The sequence below is a fragment of the Bradyrhizobium sp. 1(2017) genome, from assembly GCF_011602485.2.
Lineage (GTDB): Bacteria > Pseudomonadota > Alphaproteobacteria > Rhizobiales > Xanthobacteraceae > Bradyrhizobium.
In genome coordinates, this window is record NZ_CP050022.2 from 3,977,009 (window position 1) to 3,993,940 (window position 16,932).

General features: G+C 64.9%; 19 protein-coding genes. 8 read left to right on the forward strand and 11 right to left on the reverse strand.

From position 1 onward, the window contains the following. Nucleotides 1–2: 2 nt before the first annotated feature. A complete protein-coding gene (locus HAP40_RS18790) occupies nucleotides 3–1,232 on the reverse strand; it encodes a lytic murein transglycosylase (protein WP_166816407.1) in 1,230 nt (409 codons plus the stop codon). 123 nt (nucleotides 1,233–1,355) lie between these two features. On the opposite strand from HAP40_RS18790, the gene HAP40_RS18795 reads away from it, so the two are divergent. Next, the gene (locus HAP40_RS18795; RefSeq protein WP_166816406.1) at nucleotides 1,356–1,610 is read left to right on the forward strand and encodes a hypothetical protein; all 255 of its coding nucleotides are present in this window, start codon (nucleotides 1,356–1,358) and stop codon (nucleotides 1,608–1,610) included. A gap of 63 nt (nucleotides 1,611–1,673) precedes the next feature. Beyond that, a complete protein-coding gene (locus tag HAP40_RS18800; protein WP_166816405.1) occupies nucleotides 1,674–1,925 on the forward strand; it encodes a hypothetical protein in 252 nt (83 codons plus the stop codon). A 32-nt stretch (nucleotides 1,926–1,957) separates the two neighbouring features. Here the strand turns inward: HAP40_RS18800 and HAP40_RS18805 are convergent, their stop codons facing one another. Then, the gene (locus HAP40_RS18805) at nucleotides 1,958–2,485 is read right to left on the reverse strand and encodes a MarR family winged helix-turn-helix transcriptional regulator (protein ID WP_166816404.1); all 528 of its coding nucleotides are present in this window, start codon (nucleotides 2,483–2,485) and stop codon (nucleotides 1,958–1,960) included. Between the two features lie 54 nt (nucleotides 2,486–2,539). Here HAP40_RS18805 and HAP40_RS18810 point away from each other — a divergent pair, with 54 nt between their 5' ends. Beyond that, nucleotides 2,540–3,019, forward strand: a complete 480-nt coding sequence (locus HAP40_RS18810; protein WP_166816403.1) for a carboxymuconolactone decarboxylase family protein — start codon at nucleotides 2,540–2,542, stop codon at nucleotides 3,017–3,019. 21 nt (nucleotides 3,020–3,040) lie between these two features. Continuing rightward, nucleotides 3,041–3,538, forward strand: a complete 498-nt coding sequence (locus tag HAP40_RS18815; protein WP_166816402.1) for a cupin domain-containing protein — start codon at nucleotides 3,041–3,043, stop codon at nucleotides 3,536–3,538. 29 nt (nucleotides 3,539–3,567) lie between these two features. Here the strand turns inward: HAP40_RS18815 and HAP40_RS18820 are convergent, their stop codons facing one another. The 3 genes from HAP40_RS18820 to efp form a co-directional block, all read right to left on the reverse strand. Next, a complete protein-coding gene (locus HAP40_RS18820; RefSeq protein ID WP_166816401.1) occupies nucleotides 3,568–4,554 on the reverse strand; it encodes a DUF808 domain-containing protein in 987 nt (328 codons plus the stop codon). 78 nt (nucleotides 4,555–4,632) lie between these two features. After that, on the reverse strand, nucleotides 4,633–6,255 hold the full coding sequence (locus HAP40_RS18825; protein ID WP_166816400.1) for a M23 family peptidase: 1,623 nt from the start codon (nucleotides 6,253–6,255) through the stop codon (nucleotides 4,633–4,635). A gap of 23 nt (nucleotides 6,256–6,278) precedes the next feature. Beyond that, complete coding sequence (efp, locus tag HAP40_RS18830) at nucleotides 6,279–6,845, reverse strand: elongation factor P (protein WP_166816399.1); 567 nt, start codon at nucleotides 6,843–6,845, stop codon at nucleotides 6,279–6,281. A 162-nt stretch (nucleotides 6,846–7,007) separates the two neighbouring features. Here efp and epmA point away from each other — a divergent pair, with 162 nt between their 5' ends. Genes epmA through HAP40_RS18845 form a run of 3 tightly spaced genes read left to right on the forward strand, consistent with a single transcriptional unit; the run spans nucleotide 7,008 to nucleotide 9,457 of the window. Continuing rightward, entirely contained in the window at nucleotides 7,008–8,072 is a 1,065-nt protein-coding gene (gene epmA / locus HAP40_RS18835) for an EF-P lysine aminoacylase EpmA (RefSeq protein WP_166819452.1), read from the forward strand. Then, nucleotides 8,069–9,163, forward strand: a complete 1,095-nt coding sequence (locus tag HAP40_RS18840) for a lysine-2,3-aminomutase-like protein (RefSeq protein WP_166816398.1) — start codon at nucleotides 8,069–8,071, stop codon at nucleotides 9,161–9,163. The genes epmA and HAP40_RS18840 overlap by 4 nt, the downstream gene beginning before the upstream one ends. A gap of 42 nt (nucleotides 9,164–9,205) precedes the next feature. Beyond that, nucleotides 9,206–9,457 carry a hypothetical protein gene (locus HAP40_RS18845; protein WP_166816397.1) on the forward strand — a complete coding sequence of 84 codons (252 nt, stop codon included), beginning with the start codon at nucleotides 9,206–9,208 and terminating at the stop codon, nucleotides 9,455–9,457. A 148-nt stretch (nucleotides 9,458–9,605) separates the two neighbouring features. Here the strand turns inward: HAP40_RS18845 and HAP40_RS18850 are convergent, their stop codons facing one another. The 6 genes from HAP40_RS18850 to HAP40_RS18875 all read right to left on the reverse strand — a co-directional run bounded on the left by HAP40_RS18850 (nucleotide 9,606) and on the right by HAP40_RS18875 (nucleotide 14,770). After that, entirely contained in the window at nucleotides 9,606–10,691 is a 1,086-nt protein-coding gene (locus HAP40_RS18850) for a 3-deoxy-7-phosphoheptulonate synthase (protein ID WP_166816396.1), read from the reverse strand. Nucleotides 10,692–10,924: 233 nt separating this feature from the next. Continuing rightward, nucleotides 10,925–11,503: an HdeD family acid-resistance protein gene (locus HAP40_RS18855; RefSeq protein ID WP_166816395.1), complete on the reverse strand. Its 579-nt coding sequence runs from the start codon at nucleotides 11,501–11,503 to the stop codon at nucleotides 10,925–10,927. A gap of 68 nt (nucleotides 11,504–11,571) precedes the next feature. Then, complete coding sequence (locus tag HAP40_RS18860; RefSeq protein ID WP_166816394.1) at nucleotides 11,572–12,612, reverse strand: PrsW family glutamic-type intramembrane protease; 1,041 nt, start codon at nucleotides 12,610–12,612, stop codon at nucleotides 11,572–11,574. Between the two features lie 313 nt (nucleotides 12,613–12,925). After that, nucleotides 12,926–13,198, reverse strand: a complete 273-nt coding sequence (locus HAP40_RS18865; protein WP_414645333.1) for a hypothetical protein — start codon at nucleotides 13,196–13,198, stop codon at nucleotides 12,926–12,928. A gap of 104 nt (nucleotides 13,199–13,302) precedes the next feature. Next, a complete protein-coding gene (locus HAP40_RS18870) occupies nucleotides 13,303–13,929 on the reverse strand; it encodes a PilZ domain-containing protein (protein WP_166816393.1) in 627 nt (208 codons plus the stop codon). 178 nt (nucleotides 13,930–14,107) lie between these two features. Beyond that, entirely contained in the window at nucleotides 14,108–14,770 is a 663-nt protein-coding gene (locus HAP40_RS18875; protein ID WP_166816392.1) for a hypothetical protein, read from the reverse strand. Between the two features lie 158 nt (nucleotides 14,771–14,928). Here HAP40_RS18875 and HAP40_RS18880 point away from each other — a divergent pair, with 158 nt between their 5' ends. Next, nucleotides 14,929–16,761, forward strand: coding sequence for an acyltransferase family protein (locus tag HAP40_RS18880; protein WP_166816391.1), 1,833 nt, complete (start codon nucleotides 14,929–14,931; stop codon nucleotides 16,759–16,761). Nucleotides 16,762–16,932 lie beyond the last annotated feature (171 nt).

The following is a 16,932-nucleotide window of genomic DNA, read 5'->3' on the forward strand; positions in this document are numbered from 1 at the left end:
CTCTACGATCCCTGCCGCAGCTTCGCCAGCACCTTGAGCCCGCCATATCCGTCCGCCGGCGTGATGCCCGCACGCTGCTGAAAATCCTTCACGGCCTTCATCGTGTCGTTGCCGACGCGGCCGTCGGTGCCGCCGGTGTCGAAGCCGGCCTTGGTCAGGCGTGTCTGCATCTCCTGCACCTCGGCGAGCGTCAGCGCGCGCTCGGAGCCGGGGAAGGGCTGGATGAAGGGTGGCGCGCCCAGGCAGCGGTCGCCGAGATGGCAGATCGCCAGCGCATAATTCATCGACGGATTATAGCTTTTCACCGAATAGAAGTTCGGTCCGAGCAGGAAGGTTGGCCCGCCCGCGACCGGCGTCCACATTTGCGCGGATGCGTTCGGCTGCGGGAATGGCTGGCCGTCGGCGCGGGTCACGCCGGCGGACGCCCAGGCGGCGTAGCTGCGGCTCCCGCTCATGTTGCCGGACGCGCGCACCTCGTAGCCCCAATGCTCGCCGCGGTGCCATTTGCCGCGATTGACCAGATATTTTGCGGTCGAGCCCAGCGCATCGTCGGGCTTGCCGAATGGCGAGACCTTGCCGTCGCCGTCATAGTCGATGCCGACATTGAGCCAGACTTCCGGCATCCATTGCGAATGGCCCATCGCGCCGGCCCAGGATCCCTGCATCTGCTCCGGCGTGCTCCAGCCCTTGTCGACGATGCGGAGCGCATTGATCAGCTCGGTCTCCCAATAGGCCTTGCGGCGCGGCTCGTTCCAGGCGAGCGCGGCGAGCGAGGGAAACACCGGCTTCATATGGTTCTGCTGCACCAGCGGATCGCCATAGGCGGACTCGACGCCCCACAGTGCCAGCAGCGTGCCGCGCTCGACGCCGAAGTCGCGCTCGATGCGCGCCAGCAGCGCCTCGTTGTTCTTCAGCGCGACCTTGCCGTTGATAATGCGCCAGTCGGAAACGCGGCGGTTGATGTACTGCCACACCTGTTCGTGGAATTCCGGCTGGCTGCGCATCTGCTTGAACACGCTCATGTCCGGCTCGACCCGCGCCATCGCGCGTTGCCAGGCCGCGGCCGAAATGCCCTTTGCCATCGCCCGCGTGCGAAAAGCCTCGCGCCATTCGTCGAAGCCCGGAGGCGCGGCGAGAGCGCGTGTCGGGAGCGTGAGCAAGGCGGCCACACCGAGTGCGGATTTCAGCAGAGTGCGGCGGGCCTGATGGGCGGAGGAATCAGCATTTTTCATGCAACCATTCTAGCGGGAAACATGGCCCATGGGAGCCTGTTCCCGACGCGTCGGAACAGCCTGTTCCCGCGGAACAAAGTGTCGCAGTCCTGCATTCCCTCCGCACACATTGAGGAGGAGAGGATGAGGAAAGTTCTATTTGCAGCCGCCATGGTCACCGCGATTGCGGCCCCTGCATTCGCTGGCGAAGTCGGTGTTCACGTCGGTCCGGTCGGCGCTGGTGTAACGGTTGGGCAGTCGCCGGACTACCGCGTCCGCGAGCGTGATCGCACCACGGTCATCAAGGAACGCGAACCGTCGAGCCGCACCACAGTGATCAAGAAGGAAGATGAATACGGCAATCGCAGCAAGACCGTGATTCAACACGACAACGACTGACGAGCAGGGCCCCGGCTCCGAGGCCGGGGCCTTTGCACGATCGGCAAATCGAATCGGGGTGGAATGAAGATACGCGCACATGCGGAAAGCCATGTCGTCGAGCTCGACGACGGATCGCAATGGCAGATCTTTCCCGGTGATCTCGCGACCACGCTGAGCTGGAAGCCCGAGACCGATCTGCACCTGGAGCCGAGCCGCGACCGGGTGAGTTCGCATGTGCTGGTGAATGGCGCCGATCAGAGCCGCGTGCGGGTGATCGCCGCCGGCGAAGCCTGGCCCGACGGCGAGGTCAAGGATGCGCTGAAGGGCGGGTAGCATTCCTTTGGACGGCGAGGCGCGCGAGCCCCCTAGTCCTCCTGCAACTCGGCTGCGATGCCGGCAAGCCAGCGGCGGATCGCAGTTTCCGCCTTGCTATCCAAGCCCCGGGCGAGCCGCTTTTCGAGCGCGATGACGCGCTCGCGGCAGGCCTTCAGCAGCGTCGACCCTCGCGATGTCAGCGACCATTGCTGGATGCGGCCGTGGATGGGATGCGGCGTCATCTCGATCGCCCCGTCGCGTTCGAGATTTCGAATAATGACCCCAACGGTCTGAGGCGTGAGGAAAGTGAGGCGGGCGACGTCGGCCCCCGACAGGCCCGGATAGGCGTTGAGCATCGTCAGCACAGCGAATTGCGGCGAGGTCACGCCGAGATCGGCGAGGGTCCGCTCCATCGTCAGCCGAACCGCGGCGTGAGCCTGACGCAGCAGATAGCCGAGATAACCTTGCTCGCCGCGCTTGCCTTCGCCGGGCGCGGGTACGCGAACGCCGTCATCGGCCGGTGCAGGGGCCTTGCGCGCGTTTTTCGATCTTGTGAGGCCTGCGGTCTTGCGTGACATATAAGAGCTCTTATAATATGAAAGTCCTCTTACAATAAGACGAGGTGAACCGCAATGTCACACGCCCGCAGCGAATACGAGGATTTCAAGAAGATCGCGCCCGACGTCTATGATCTGGTGCTGGCGCTCGGTCAGCTTGCAACGAAGGCCGGCCTCGACAAGCATCTCGTCGAGCTCGTCAAGCTGCGCGCCTCGCAGATCAACGGCTGCGCCTTCTGCGTGCAGCACCACGTCCTGCTGTCGGAACGGATCGGCGTTCCCGCTGACAAGCTCCATCTCGTCGCGGTCTGGCGCGAGGCGCCGATCTTCTCGGCGCGCGAGCGCGCGGCGCTGGCCTGGGCGGAGGCGTTGACGCTGCTACCCGAGGGCGTCAGCGACGAGGTCTATTCGGAGGCAAGCCGCGAGTTCTCCGAGAGCGAGCTGACCTACCTGACGTCGGCGGTCGCCTCGATCAACGTCTGGAACCGGTTCGGTGCGGCCTATCGCTGGACGCCGGCCCAGCGGCCTGTCGCGGCGAATGCCGCGGCATCCTGATTGCAACACGGGGAGGTCAGCATGACAGCAATGAATTTGGCCGCGACGCAGCGTCCGATGCCCTCGATGGCGATCGCCGCCCTTGGCGGGCTTGCCTGTGCGCTCGTGATCGGCAAGGTGCTGCCGGTGACGATCGACGGTGTGTCAGGCGTGCTGGCGCCGCTCTGCGCCTCGGCGGCGGAGGGCTCGCCACTCGACAAGGTCGAGCCGATCGGCTCCTACGCGTTGCCGAACGTCCCGGGCAAGCGCGTCACCATCGTGCGCGTGTCCTATGGTCCGGGCGGGTTTTCGCGGCCGCACCGGCATGCGGGCTCGGTGACAGCCTACATCACCAAGGGCGAGATCCGCTCGCAGCTCGGCGGCGGGCCCATCGAGACATTCGGCGTCGGCCAGTCGTTCTTCGAGCCGCCGGGCTCGACGCATCTGGTGTCGGCCAATGCCAGCATGACGGAGCCGGCGGAATTGATCGCGGTGTTCGTCGCGGATGAGGGCGCGCAGCTCACGACGCTCCTGGACTAGCCGGCACCCGTCATCCGCGACCGCTGTGTTCAGGCCGGCTTCGATCGCCGCAACAGCTTCCATGCGGGGGAGAGACAGTATTCGACCACCGGAATTGCAATTGCGCCGACAAGCAGTCCAAGAACGCCGGAGATGGCTGCCTCGACCGACCATGCGATGATGCCGGCAACGGATGGAAGGAGGTGTGCGGCAGCCTCGGTCGCGGCATGGACCGTGTGACCGATGGCAGGCGGTCCGTATTTCTCGATGCCGTGCAGGATGATGCCGCCGCCGACCCAGATCATGGCGGCGGTGCCGATGGTGCTCAGCACCGCCAGGAAGATGGGCATGCCGCGAACGACCGCGCGTCCAAGCGAGCGGATCGCGCCGCCGATGACTGAGGCGCCGTCATAGCGCGCAAGGACCATGCCCATATCGTCCGCCTTCACGATCAGGGCGACGACGCCGTAGACCCCGACGGTGATGCAAAGGCCGACCAGCGCCAGGACGAACGCTTGCATCCAGATGCTGCCGGCGGGGAGGGCCGCCAGCGTGATCGCCATGATCTCCGCCGACAGGATGAAATCCGTCTTGATGGCGCTCGCGACCTTCTCGTCCTCGACCGAACGGGCATTCAGCGCAATCGGCTGGAGCTGGGCTTCGTGGTGATGGGCATGATGCGGCAGCACCGCTTCGAGCACCTTTTCGGCACCCTCGTAGCAGAGAAAGGCTCCGCCCAGCATGAGCAGCGGCGTGACCGCCGCAGGCAGGAAATAACCGAGCAACAACGCAACGGGCAGCAGGACCAGCAATTTGTTGCGCAGCGATCCGAGCGCGATCTTGCCGACGATCGGCAGCTCCCGCTTCGAGGCAAAACCGATGACGTAGTTCGGCGTGACGGCCGCGTCGTCGATCACCACGCCAGCCGCCTTTGCGCCCGCCTTGGCGGCCTGACTTGCCACATCGTCGAGCGAGGCCGCTGCCACCTTTGCAATCGCCGCGATATCGTCGAGAAGGCCGATTAGTCCGACACTCATCAATCCTGTCCTTTGATCGAGCCAGCGGTGTGCGCGACGACATCTCTTGCACCGTCCGGCATTGGAACGAGCAAGCCGTCAATTGTCCTCGCCGCTCGACCCCTCGCGCAGGTCCGGCTTGATAACGTCGTCCGGCAACGCATGTGCCACGGGCTGCGCCGTGACCGCGACGTCCGGGCCCACCTCGCGGCCGCGGGCGCGGATCAGGCGTTCATAGGCCGAGACCAGCGTGACGTAGGGGCTGACCCAGATCCAGCCGTCGCGGGTGAACACCTGCACATCGAAATGCAGATGCATGGACGTGCCGGCGGGATGGTCGAGATAGTTCGAGACGACCCCGATCTTCTCGCCTTCGGTGACGAAGCGGCCGTGGACGAGGCCGTCGGCGTTCATCGCGTGCGGGTTCATGTGCATGTAGCGGAAGCGGATGTGCTCAGTGCGGCTGTTGACTTGAAGCGTCGCGGCCTGGTCCTTGGTCGCGCGGATCACGATGGCATCGCGCACGGCGACGACGGCGCGCTGTTTGGGATCGCAGGCCTCGCGGCCGTCGCCGGGCGGTGGGCAATTGGCGGCGCGAATGTCCTCGCCCTGGTGGCCGTATCCGCCGGTGCACTGCCAGACCTCGAAGCTACGGGACTCGCAGAAATTGTCGCGCCAGGGATAAGCGGTCGGACCCTCGCTCTTGTCGCGCTTGCCGTAGGATTGCGAACGCACGAAGGCGGGCGCCTTCTCGAGCGGAAAGCGGATCTGTGCATAGGTCATCACGTCGGCATGGCCGCCTTGCTTGCGGTAACCGGTGTTCGGAATGATGTCGCCGCTCGGCCGGTAGCTGAACTCCGCCGAGCGTGCCGCAGGACGATCGAGGATGCTCGAGGCGACGTCCAGCAGCGGTCGCATTCGTTGGCCGCCGGCGACCCGCAGCGCCTTCAGAAATCGCTCCGCGACCGGATAGGCTTCCCTGCAGGCGAGCCGCCGTGGCTTGGCGGCGCTGTCGAGGCACTGGACCGACACCACATAGGCGACGCCGAAACGGGTGAAGGCGTAGCGCACATAACCTTCGCGAATGAACCTGCGCAGGTCTGGATAGGTCGTTGCGAGAGGTTTAACCGGCTCGCCTTTGCCCCCCGAGGGATCAGCAACGTCATAGACGAGCGCCGAGCCCGTGATCTGCACTTCGACGGGCCGTGCAAACACGCGGCTCGGCATGCCGTCGCCGGCGCCGGGATCCAACGAGAAGGTCGCGCTATAGCCGGCGGGACCGGCATCGAACATATCGACGGGATTGAAGTCAGCCTGGTAGCGCGACAGCGCGAGGGTCGCCGGTGCGCCGGTGCGTTGCGCCTCGAGGTACGCGGCGGCGTCGAACGGCAGCAGCACGGGCACGGGGCTGCGGGAGATGCCGGTGAAGAAAGGCGAGGAGACCGCGTTGAGCTGCACCAGTGCGGGCATCGCGCGCGGATCGTAGCGCGGCACCGACCGGCGCGGCACGAAGATGAAATCGCCCGCAATCCGGGGACGGCTGCTGATTTCGGCGCGGAGCTGGTCGAGCGCTGCGCGCCAATCGACGCGCAGGGCCGTGAGTGAGGGGCTGCGAAACTCATCCGCAGCGAGCGGGGTGGCAATGAGGAGCGAAAGCGACGCCAGAAGTTGCGAGACAAAGCGGAAACCCTTCCCAACCACTGTCTCGCCCCCCGGCGGCACCTTCTGCGATCCCTCTGTTCCCGTCAGTCCTTGGCGCGCTCGGAGTAGGAGCCGTCTTCGGTCATCACCACGATGCGGGTGCCGACCGAGATGTGCGGCGGCACGGTGGTGCGGACACCGTTGGAGAGCACCGCGGGCTTGTAGGAGGAGGAGGCGGTCTGGCCCTTGGTCACCGGTTCGGTCTCGACCACTTCCAGCGTCACGCGCTGCGGCAGCGCGAGCGAGACCACATTGACGTCGTGGGTCGACAGCTTGACGATCATCTCCGGTTGAAGATACGCGGCCGCGTCGCCGACGACGTCCTTGGGCACCTGGACCTGGTCGTAGGTCTCGGGGTTCATGAAGTGGAAGCCGTCGCCGTCTTCGTACAGGAACGTGTAGTTGCGCTCTTCGATCGTGGCCTTTTCGACCTGGTCGGTGGTCTTGTAGCGCTCGGAGATCTTTACCCCGTCCGAGATTCGGCGCATTTCGATCTGGCTGACCGGGGTGCCCTTGCCGGGATGGATGTTCTCGGCGCTCACGACGACATAAAGCTTGCCGTCTTGCTCGATCACGTTGCCCTTGCGAATAGAACTGGCGATGACTCTCAAAGCTGTATTTCCTGCTTGCTTGGCCCGGCACCGGCCAGGACATGGTCAAATCGATGGGGGACTTGGGGCCTCAAATCAGACCTCGGCGCCCGTTTCGGGCCGCAACATACTGATTTTGCCGTTGGATGCCAGCATTTTGCTGTCGCGGGAGGCGGTGGGTTAATGGCTGGGGACAAGCCGATTTCGCCGTTCTGGTCGCCCGGGCGGCACATCGACCGGCGCCCCTTCCTCCGGGCCAGGGGGGCCATTAGCGGGGCTTTGCGCGGATTTTTCGCCGAGCAGGGCTTCGTCGAGGTCGAAACCTCAGTCCTCCAGGTCTCCCCCGGCAATGAGACCCATCTGCACGCCCCCAGGACCGAGATCATGCGGCCGGACGGCAGCCGCGCCAGCCGCTATTTGCGGACCTCGCCGGAATTCGCCTGCAAGAAGCTGCTGGCGGCCGGCGAGGAGCGGATTTTCGAGTTTGCCCGGGTGTTCCGGGACCGCGAGCGGGGTGATCTGCACCTGCCTGAATTCACCATGCTGGAATGGTACCGGGCAGGCGCCCCCTACGACGCCATCATGGCCGATTGCGTCGTCATCATCGCCCGCGCGGCGCAGGCGACCGGCACCGAGACTTTCGCCTTCCGCGGCCGGACCGCCGACCCCTTCGCGGAGCCGGAGCTTCTGACGGTCGCGGGCGCCTTCGAGCGACTCGCCGGCATCGACCTGCTGTCGACAATCTCGGGCGACGAGGGTAACCGTGCCGCGCTGGCCGAGGCAGCCAGCGGGAAGGTCCGTGTGGCCGAGGACGACACCTGGTCCGACATCTTCAGCAAGGTTCTGGTCGAACATGTCGAGCCGCATCTGGGGCAGGGGCGTTTGACCATTCTGTTCGAATACCCATCTCCAGAGGCGGCGCTGGCGCGCGTGAAGGCTGGCGATGCCAGGGTCGCCGAGCGGTTCGAGGTCTATGCCTGCGGCGTCGAGCTCGCCAACGGCTTTGGCGAGCTCACCGATGCCGAGGAGCAGCGCAAGCGCTTCACGGACTCCATGGCGGAAAAGCAGCGCCGTTACGGCGAGGCCTATCCGCTGGACGAGGATTTTCTGGCCGCAGTTGCCGCAATGCCTGAAGCGAGCGGTGTCGCACTCGGTTTCGACCGGCTGGTGATGCTGGCAAGCGGCGCATCGCGGATCGATCAGGTGGTGTGGACGCCGCCGGCAGATGAAATGCAAAGTGAGACATGACGAAGACCAATCTTGCACGCACATTGCGTGATCCGGCCGAGCTCGTCGCCGAAGGCCTGGCGCCTGCCGCGGCGCTGCCGGCGCTGGAACGCGTCGCTGCGCGCTATGCGGTGGCGATCACGCCTGATCTGGCCGAGCTGATCGATACGACCAATCCCAAGGATCCCATCGCGCGGCAGTTCGTTCCGACCGCGGCCGAGCTGGACGTGCAACCGGGCGAGAACGCCGATCCGATCGGCGATCACCCGCATTCGCCGGTTCCCGGGATCGTGCATCGCTATCCCGATCGGGTGCTGTTCAAGCTCGTACACGTCTGCGCCGTCTATTGCCGCTTCTGCTTCCGCCGCGAGATGGTGGGACCGGGCAAGGAGAACGCGCTCTCGGACAGCGCCTATCGCGCAGCGATCGACTACATTCGCGCGCATGACGAAATCTGGGAGGTCATCCTCACCGGCGGCGATCCGTTGATGCTCTCGCCGCGACGTATGAGCGAGATCATGGCCGATCTGGCCACAATCGATCACGTCAAGATCATCCGTCTTCACACCCGCGTTCCCGTCGCCGATCCCGCGCGCATCAGCGACGAGATGGTCGCTGCGCTCAAGGTCGAGGGCGCGACCACCTGGGTCGCGCTGCACGCCAACCATGCGCGGGAACTGACCAGAACAGCGCGCGCCGCCTGCGCGCGGCTCGTCGACGCCGGCATTCCCATGGTCAGCCAGTCAGTCCTTTTGCGCGGCGTCAACGACAACATCGCGGCTTTGTCGGATTTGATGCGAGCTTTCGTTGAATGCCGGATCAAGCCCTACTACCTGCATCACGGCGATCTCGCGCCCGGCACCGTGCATTTGCGAACGACGCTGGCCCAGGGACAGGATTTGATGCGGCAGTTGCGCGGGCGGGTGTCAGGACTGTGTCAGCCCGACTATGTCATTGATATTCCCGGCGGAGCCGGCAAATCGCCGGTCGGACCGAATTATGTGTTGGCGGCACAAAATACCGCAGACGACGCGCGTGAAGCAGGAGCCGAAACGCGCTATCGTATCGTGGACTATTGCGGCGACGTTCATCTTTATCCGCCCGAGACGTGAGCGGTGCTGGAGCGTCGCCGGTTTGAGAATGGAGAAGCGGACATGAAGAAGATCATGGTGGCAGCATCGCTCGTGGTCTTGCTCGGCGGCACGGCGGTTGCACAGACCGGCGGCTCAAAGGGATCGACCTCAGGCGGCGTGAGCTCTGGAGTGTTGCCGGCGCCCGTGGGTCACCGCCAGCCGCGCGCGGCCGACGTGCCGAGCGAGAAGAATTTGAGCAATCCGAACACCCCTGCGAACAAGGAAGACGCGGAGCTCGATCGCAAGATCAAGAGCATCTGCCGCGGCTGCTAAAGCATGATCCGGAAAGTGCGAAGCGGTTTTCCGGAACGATCGTGCGTAGACATGACCCTCGAGCGCGATGGCGATTGATCAAAATCTCATCGCGCGTTAGGCCGTGACGATGCGGGCATGGCGCGCAGCGTCGCCCCGCCCGCTTCTGCTAAGCCGTTCGCTCGTGCAGCCCCGCGCGCTGGGTATTGCGGCGGATCTCGACCGCGTCGGCGAGCTGCTCGAGCGTTGTTGCCGTCGTCGTCCAGTCGATGCAGCCATCGGTGATGCTCTGGCCGTAGGTGAGCGGCTTGCCCGGTACCACGTCCTGACGGCCGGCGACGAGATTGCTCTCGATCATCACCCCCATGATGCGGTTCTCGCCGCCTGCGATCTGGCCGGCAATGTCGGTCATCACCAGCGGCTGGTTCTCCGGCTTCTTGCTCGAATTGGCGTGGCTCGCATCGACCATCACGAGCGGCGCGACGCCGGATTTGGTCAGTTCGTTGCAGGCGGCCGCAACGCTTGCCGCGTCGTAGTTCGGCTTGCTGCCGCCGCGCAGGATGATGTGGCAGTCCTCGTTGCCCGCCGTCGAGGCGATCGCCGAACGGCCGAGCTTGGTCACCGCCATGAAATGATGCGGATGCGAGGCCGACTTCACGGCGTCCGCCGCGATCCGAACGTTGCCGTCGGTGCCGTTCTTGAAGCCGACCGGGCAAGACAGCCCCGACGCCAGCTCGCGATGGATCTGGCTCTCGGTCGTCCGTGCGCCGATCGCAGCCCACGACACGAGGTCGGCGATGTATTGCGGCGTCGTCATATCAAGGAATTCGGTGCCGGCGGGCAGGCCGAGATTGTTCACGGCCGAGAGCACGTTGCGCGCGAGCCGCAGGCCCTTGTTGATGTCGAAGCTGCCGTCGAGATCGGGATCGTTAATCAGGCCCTTCCAGCCGACGGTGGTGCGCGGCTTCTCGAAATAGACCCGCATCACGATCTCGAGCTGGTCGGCGAGGTCCTCGCGCAGTTTTACCAGGCGCTCGGCGTAGTCGAGCGCGGCCTTGGGATCGTGCACCGAGCACGGGCCCACCACGACCAGCAGGCGGTCGTCCTGGCCGGTGAGGATGGCATGGATGGCGTTGCGCGCGGCCATCACCACACGTGTCGCGGTAAGCGTGCGCGGGACTTCCCGCATCACCTCTTCCGGCGTGCTCAGCTCTTTCAATTCGCGGATACGAAGATCGTCGGTCGTGCTCAGCACGGCGGGCTCCTGTCGGTTTCGAACCTGCCGGCCAATAAAAAAGCCGCCAGGTCTGGCGGCTTGTTCGGACGTTTGCTTCAATATTCAGATTGAGCGCGATCCTCCTGCCGCCAGCGAGCTGTCGTAGCTAAAATACCAAAAATAGCTGGTGGCGACGGTGATCATGGCAGGCCATATAGCGTGCCGCTGGCTCCTTGTCACCCCCAAAACGGCATGAGGGGCGACGAGGCGTCTCAAGTGTTGCTCTTGCGCGCCGCCAGCGCCATGCCGATCAGGGTGGCGCCGCCGAACAGCAGGTTGATACCGACGAGGACGCCGATCGCCCATTCCGCCGAGCTCGGCAGTCCCGCGATCACCATGAACGAGATCGCGATGTCGACGAGGCCCGAGATCAGCAGCCACGACCAGCGGCTGCTCAGCTCGCGGCGATGCTCCAGTGCATACATGATGGTGGCGACGCCTTCGGCGAGAAAATAGGCGCCGAGCACGATGGTCAGCGTCAGCACGGCCTGCATCGGTCGGGTGAGCAGAATTCCTCCGGCGAGCACCGCGAGCGCAGCGGAGATCAGCGACCACCAGAAGCCCGGCGTGCTGCGCGCCCAATAGGTCACGATCAATCCGCCGATGCCGGCGATCAGGAACATCCAGCCGAGGAAGATCGCGGTCGCAAGGCTCGCGAGCGGCGGTAGGATCAGCGCGGCAATGCCGAGCGCGGCGAGCAGGATGCCTTCGAACAGAAAGGCCTTCCAATGCGCCTTCACCGCCTTGCTCATCGCGGATTGCAACCGGGAAAAATCCTCGGGCGATGTCATCGGCAGGCTCCAGAACGAAAGGTCTAGCTCTATCTAGTCCATGTGTGGCGCGCTCGCCATGCGGCGGATCAACTGCCGCCGGGCGCCGATGAAAAACCCTCGGCGCTGGTGCGGATACGGTTGCGGCCGAGAATGTAGATCGCTGTCGTGACAATCAGAAGCGCGAGGCCGAGCAGGATCGAGACGAAGCCGATCGGGATCAGGGCCAGCGTCAGATTGCGCTCCGGATTGATCAGCCAGTGATGGATCGAGGTCAGCACGAAGGCGAGGCCGAGAAAGCCGACGCCGCCACCGGCGAGCAGCAGCGCCCACATGCGTCGCAACTGGCTGAGCCGCTCGCGGGCGACGTCCGTCCGGGGCGCGTGATGGCGCGCGACGCGCCGGACCAGGCGGATGGCGAAGGCGATCGAGCTGAAGCCTACCAACAGGCTCGCCGCGCCCAGCCACATCCGGAGCGTCGGGTCGAGATCCGGCATGCTCTGGAGGGTCAGCAGCGGAAAGTCGAACGCCGAGTGCAGCGCGAGGGGACCTGCGAAGATCAGCAGTCGGCTGGACAGGCGGGCCCAGTCGCGATTATGGCGGTTCGCTCCTAGCGCAGTGCCGGCGCGGGCAATGGTGAGATAGGCACCGGCGATGATGCCGAGCGCGCCGTGGAACGGCACCGTCAGCACGCTGCGCAGGGCAGCCAGCGAGCGCCACATTTCGGCATGATGGACGAGGTAGGCGAGGTTTTCGTAGGCGGCAAAGCCTAGGCCGACGGCGGCGCCATAGACCACGGTGTCCATCGGATTGGCAAAGGTCCGCCGCTTGGTCGAGGAGATCAGCACGATGGCGATCACCTTGACGGCTTCCTCCGGCAGGGCGACGCCGAAGACCGAATGCATGGCAAGTGCCGCCCAGGGGTCGTCGGGGGCTGCGACCATCTTGGCGAAGGGGACGCGGGCGACGCCCAGCAGCGAGATGCTGGCCGCGCCGAGCAGGAAGGCGGTCCAGACCTGGGCGGGCGGCCCGGGGCGCTCCTCGGCGGCGATGACGAGCCACAGCATCAGCAGTGCCGGGGCGATGGCGGCCGTTCCGATGACGGTGGGTAACGCTTCAATCAGGTACATCGGCGCCGAAAATAGGTTCCCTTGATCCGCTAATCTACGTCAACCGATGCGACCATGTGTCATGCGCATGCTGTCGCCTTGCTTAACATGCGCGACGGCTGGCGTTCATCAGGGGCGGTGATGTCTAGAACACGAGTGCAATCAATTGCATGACGGCGCCTGTTCGTCATCAATGGCAACGATGGGGCCCCGTCGGCGGGGCTGATTGGTAAGTCCGATCAGGGCTGTAGGGAAGTTTCTTCGATTCACGGTTGCGCCGGTCGACCGAAGTGGACGACCGGCCGGTGGCCATGAAGGCCGGCATTTCCCGCCTTCAATGGGTGGTGGATGGCGGCGGCCCGCCGGGCGCGATGTCGAAGGCTCCGAGATAAAATTCCTCGCTGATGGAGTCGTCCGGCTCGCCCCTTTGGGCCAGCAGCGTGAAGGCGGCCTGCGGATATTGCTTCCAGATATCGAGGTCGCCGGCGGTGATGGTGAGCCAGCCGAAGGTGTACATGTAGCGTCCGGGCTCGGTGACCCGGCCGACCCTGTCCCAAGTGACCTTGTCAACCGTGACCTTATCAACCGTGATCTTGTCGACTGCCATTCGGTCCCCCGATCGCAAGTCTGCAATGAACATCCGGCACACGGCGCGGACCCGGCAAAGGCTGATCCGGCAATGGGGCCGCTATAGGGCAGTGTTGCCGAGGGTCAGGCCGACTGCAGCAGGGGCGAGCGGACAATCAGCCGGACGAGGTCGTCCCTCGACTGCTTTTCGGCGAATTTGACCGCAAAGCCGTGGTCGAATTTGCGGATCACACGCCCGACGCAGGCGCCGACCGCAAGCGGGGTTCCGACCGGCGGATCGTATTCGCACGAGATCGCGACGCCGGCCGTGGAGACGTCGATGATGAAACACGGATGGGTGCTGCCGTCCGCGAGCGTCAGGAACGTGTGTGAGACCTGCGGGACGAAACGCGCATCGTTCCGCAACTCCTGGATGCTGGCGTCCTTCTGCTTCTTCTCTAGCCAGGTCAGCTTTTCCGACATCCAGGCGCGCCGCGCCCGGGTCATGTCGAGCTCCATCAGGAAGCCCGATTTCAGCGTCGCGCTGATCGTGCACTGGAATTCGCCGAAGTCCTGGAAGTAGGAGGTGAGACGCTCGCCGACCTTGCCGACGACGGGCACGTCCACGATCATGCGGAAGGGCGAGACGCGCTTGGTGCGGCACGCGAAGCTGCGGAGCTGACCCTCGCAATCATACCAGCGCGGCAGCGAGTAGCTGCCGCTCACGGCGACGTCCACTGCACGCTGCCTGAGAAACTCTGCGACGGACATGAATGTGCCAAGGGTTTGGGGTGATTCCGTAATTCCACGGTAGCGGTCAAATTCTAAGCAAATGATACCCGCGCGCAGGAGCAGGGGTAAATTTCCGGTAAATGCGCGGGCGGATGCGGCGCAATACCTCGCGGCACAAGGTCACAACGTCGTCATCGCGCGAACTGGACGCCGGGGTTCAGGCTGCCCCGAGCAGAGCCAACAGCGCGAGGACACCGACGACGATCACGACCTTGACCATCGTCCAGATCAGGCTGTCCGGGCTGATCGCCAATCCGAACCGCGGCCCTGCGCGCCGCAGCGTCAAGGCCGCGAGCGCATCGAAGATGGCGAGCCCGAGGGCGATGCCGGCGATTGCAGACCATGACAAGGTTGGCGGCATCCATGACGCGAGCCAAGCGGGAACGGAGCCTCTGATGGACACGAGCATCGCGATCCAGGTGAGCCAGAACACGGAGCCCTTGATGAGACCGGGCCCGATCGCATCGGACTCGAACCGGATGCCGATCGCGCCGAGCGCGCTTTCGATGCGCGGGCCGTAGGCCAGGAATAGGAATGCGCCGACGTAGAGGGGGACCTGGGACTGGAAAAGCAGTGCCATGATCCCGAACAGGACAGCGTAGCCAAAGGCATCACCGAGGATGGCCGCGACGGTAGCGAGCGGCGGCTGGGCCGGCGGCGGTGCCGCAATAGCCTGGGACTGTGAGCGGGCGCGCGCCATATGCTCGAGCATCTGGGCACGCCGGTCCGGCGCGTAGGGCGTCGCCCGGCGCATCCATGGCGGCGGCGCCGGCAACGCTACGCCGGACTGGTCTTCCGAAATGGTCTTGCGCTGTTCCATCGACCTGCACCGCTTCCTATCGAGCATTGGTCGGCGCCCGGGTGCGGGGAGGTTCATGCCGCCCCGGGCAAATCGCCGGTCCCAACGGCTATCATTTCAACGTTTTGCCATTCTGCATCCGATTGTGTCGCAGCGCGAATGCCGCTACCTCACATCCAATGACGCCGTCCGAGAACTACCGGCCAGACATCGATGGGCTACGAGCCGTCTCAATCCTGCTGGTGGTCGGGTATCATGCGCACCCCTGGATGCTTCCCGGCGGCTTCGTCGGTGTCGACGTCTTCTTCGTCATCTCCGGCTACCTGATCACCCGTATCCTGCTTAGCCATGGCGGGACGCCGATCTCCACATTCTATGCGCGCCGGATCAGGCGCATCTTCCCGGCTCTGATCGCGGTGCTGCTGGTCACCGCCGCGATCGGCTGGGTCATCCTGTTGCCCCCGCAGTTTCGCCTGCTGGGCGAGAACATCCTCGCCAGCGTCTTGTTCGCGTCCAACCTGCTCCAGCTCGGGCAGCTCGGTTATTTCGCGCCGCTCGCCGCCGAAAATCCACTGCTGCATCTCTGGTCACTCGGCGTCGAGGAGCAGTTCTACATTTTCTGGCCGTTGGCACTCGGCCTGCTGGTGCGCTCGCCGCGCCGCCGGCTGTACATTCTCGGCGCGATTGTGCTGTCGCTCGCTGCCAGTGCGGTGCTGGTCGTGACGCATCCGGACTGGGCGTTCTACGCGCCGTTGCCGCGCGCCTGGGAGCTGTTGATCGGCGGGCTGGTGGCCGAAGCCAATCTGGTCAGGAAGAGCAGCAGCCACCTTCTCGGCGGGATCGGCCTTGCCGCTATCGCAGCGTCCGCGCTGTTGTTCGATCGCGCGATGCCGTTTCCGGGGATGTTGGCGCTACTGCCCGTCGCCGGCGCCGCATTCGTGATCGTCTCGCCGAACGCCTTGACGAACCGCCTGTTGCTGTCGAGCCGGCCCGCCGTGCTGCTCGGTCTGATCAGCTATCCGCTCTATCTCTGGCACTGGCCACTCCTGACCTATCTCGGGATCGTGCGGCATGGGGTGCCGAATTTCCTCGAGATCTGGGGTGCGATCCTCGCTGCAACCGTGCTGTCGATCCTAACCTTCCGTTTCATCGAACAGCCAATCCGCAATCGTCGTGACGTGGTGCCGTCCCTGTCGATTGCACTCTGCTCGGTCGGCATGATCGGAACGGCCATCGTCATCTCGGCGGGAGTTCCGTGGCGCTTTCCGACAGAACTGCAGGCGGTCGCGAGCGTGAGCACCGACGACAATCCCGCCTTCAGGGATCGCTGCTTCCTCGAAGCGCCCGGCAGCGGTTTCGACGCGGGCTGCATCGCGCCGGGCGACGAGCCGCTGCTGGTGCTGTGGGGCGATTCGAATTCGGCAGCGCTCTATCCGGCGCTCGCGGAAGGCGCACAACGCGCCGCGTTCCGTGTCGGCCGCTTCACGGCGCCCGGCTGTGCGCCGATCCTCGATGCCGGACCGAACGCCGGCTGCACCGCCAGTAACGGCAAGGCCTTTGGCCTGATCGCCGCAGCTCGGCCCGCCATCGTCGTGCTGCATGCGATGTGGGGCTTCGACAACGACCTGAAGAAGCTCGGCGGCACCATCGCCGTGCTTCGAAGCGCCGGGATCGCGCGCGTCGTGATCGTCGGGCCGCCGCCGGTCTGGAAGCGCACGCTGCCGCATGCGGTCATCAACCACTACCGCTTCTCGCATGAACTGCCGGACCGGCTCGGCTCCGGCGTCTCCGGTCCTGCCGAGGACGAGCTGATGGCCGACTTCGGCAAATCGGCCGGAATTGGCTACGTCTCGCTGCGCAAGGTGCTCTGCGACGTGCGGCAACAATGCCTGGTCCGTACGCCGGAGAGGGAGGTGATTGCCACCGATACGATCCACCTGTCGCCGGGTGGCGCAAGGCTGGTGCTCGGTGTCATCGGTGGGGAACTGTTCCGGACGGCTGGCGCTCCCTAACGGAATCGAACCGCTCTCTCCACCGTGAAAGGGTGGCGTCCTGACCGCGCAGCCTGCTGGCGGAGCTGCCAGAGTTCGGCAGGCTCGACGGTGAAGCGATTGATGCGCTTGGCGCGCTAGCTTCGCGCGTATATGAAAGCGTGCAGACGAAACGCAGCGTGTTGCCGGTTC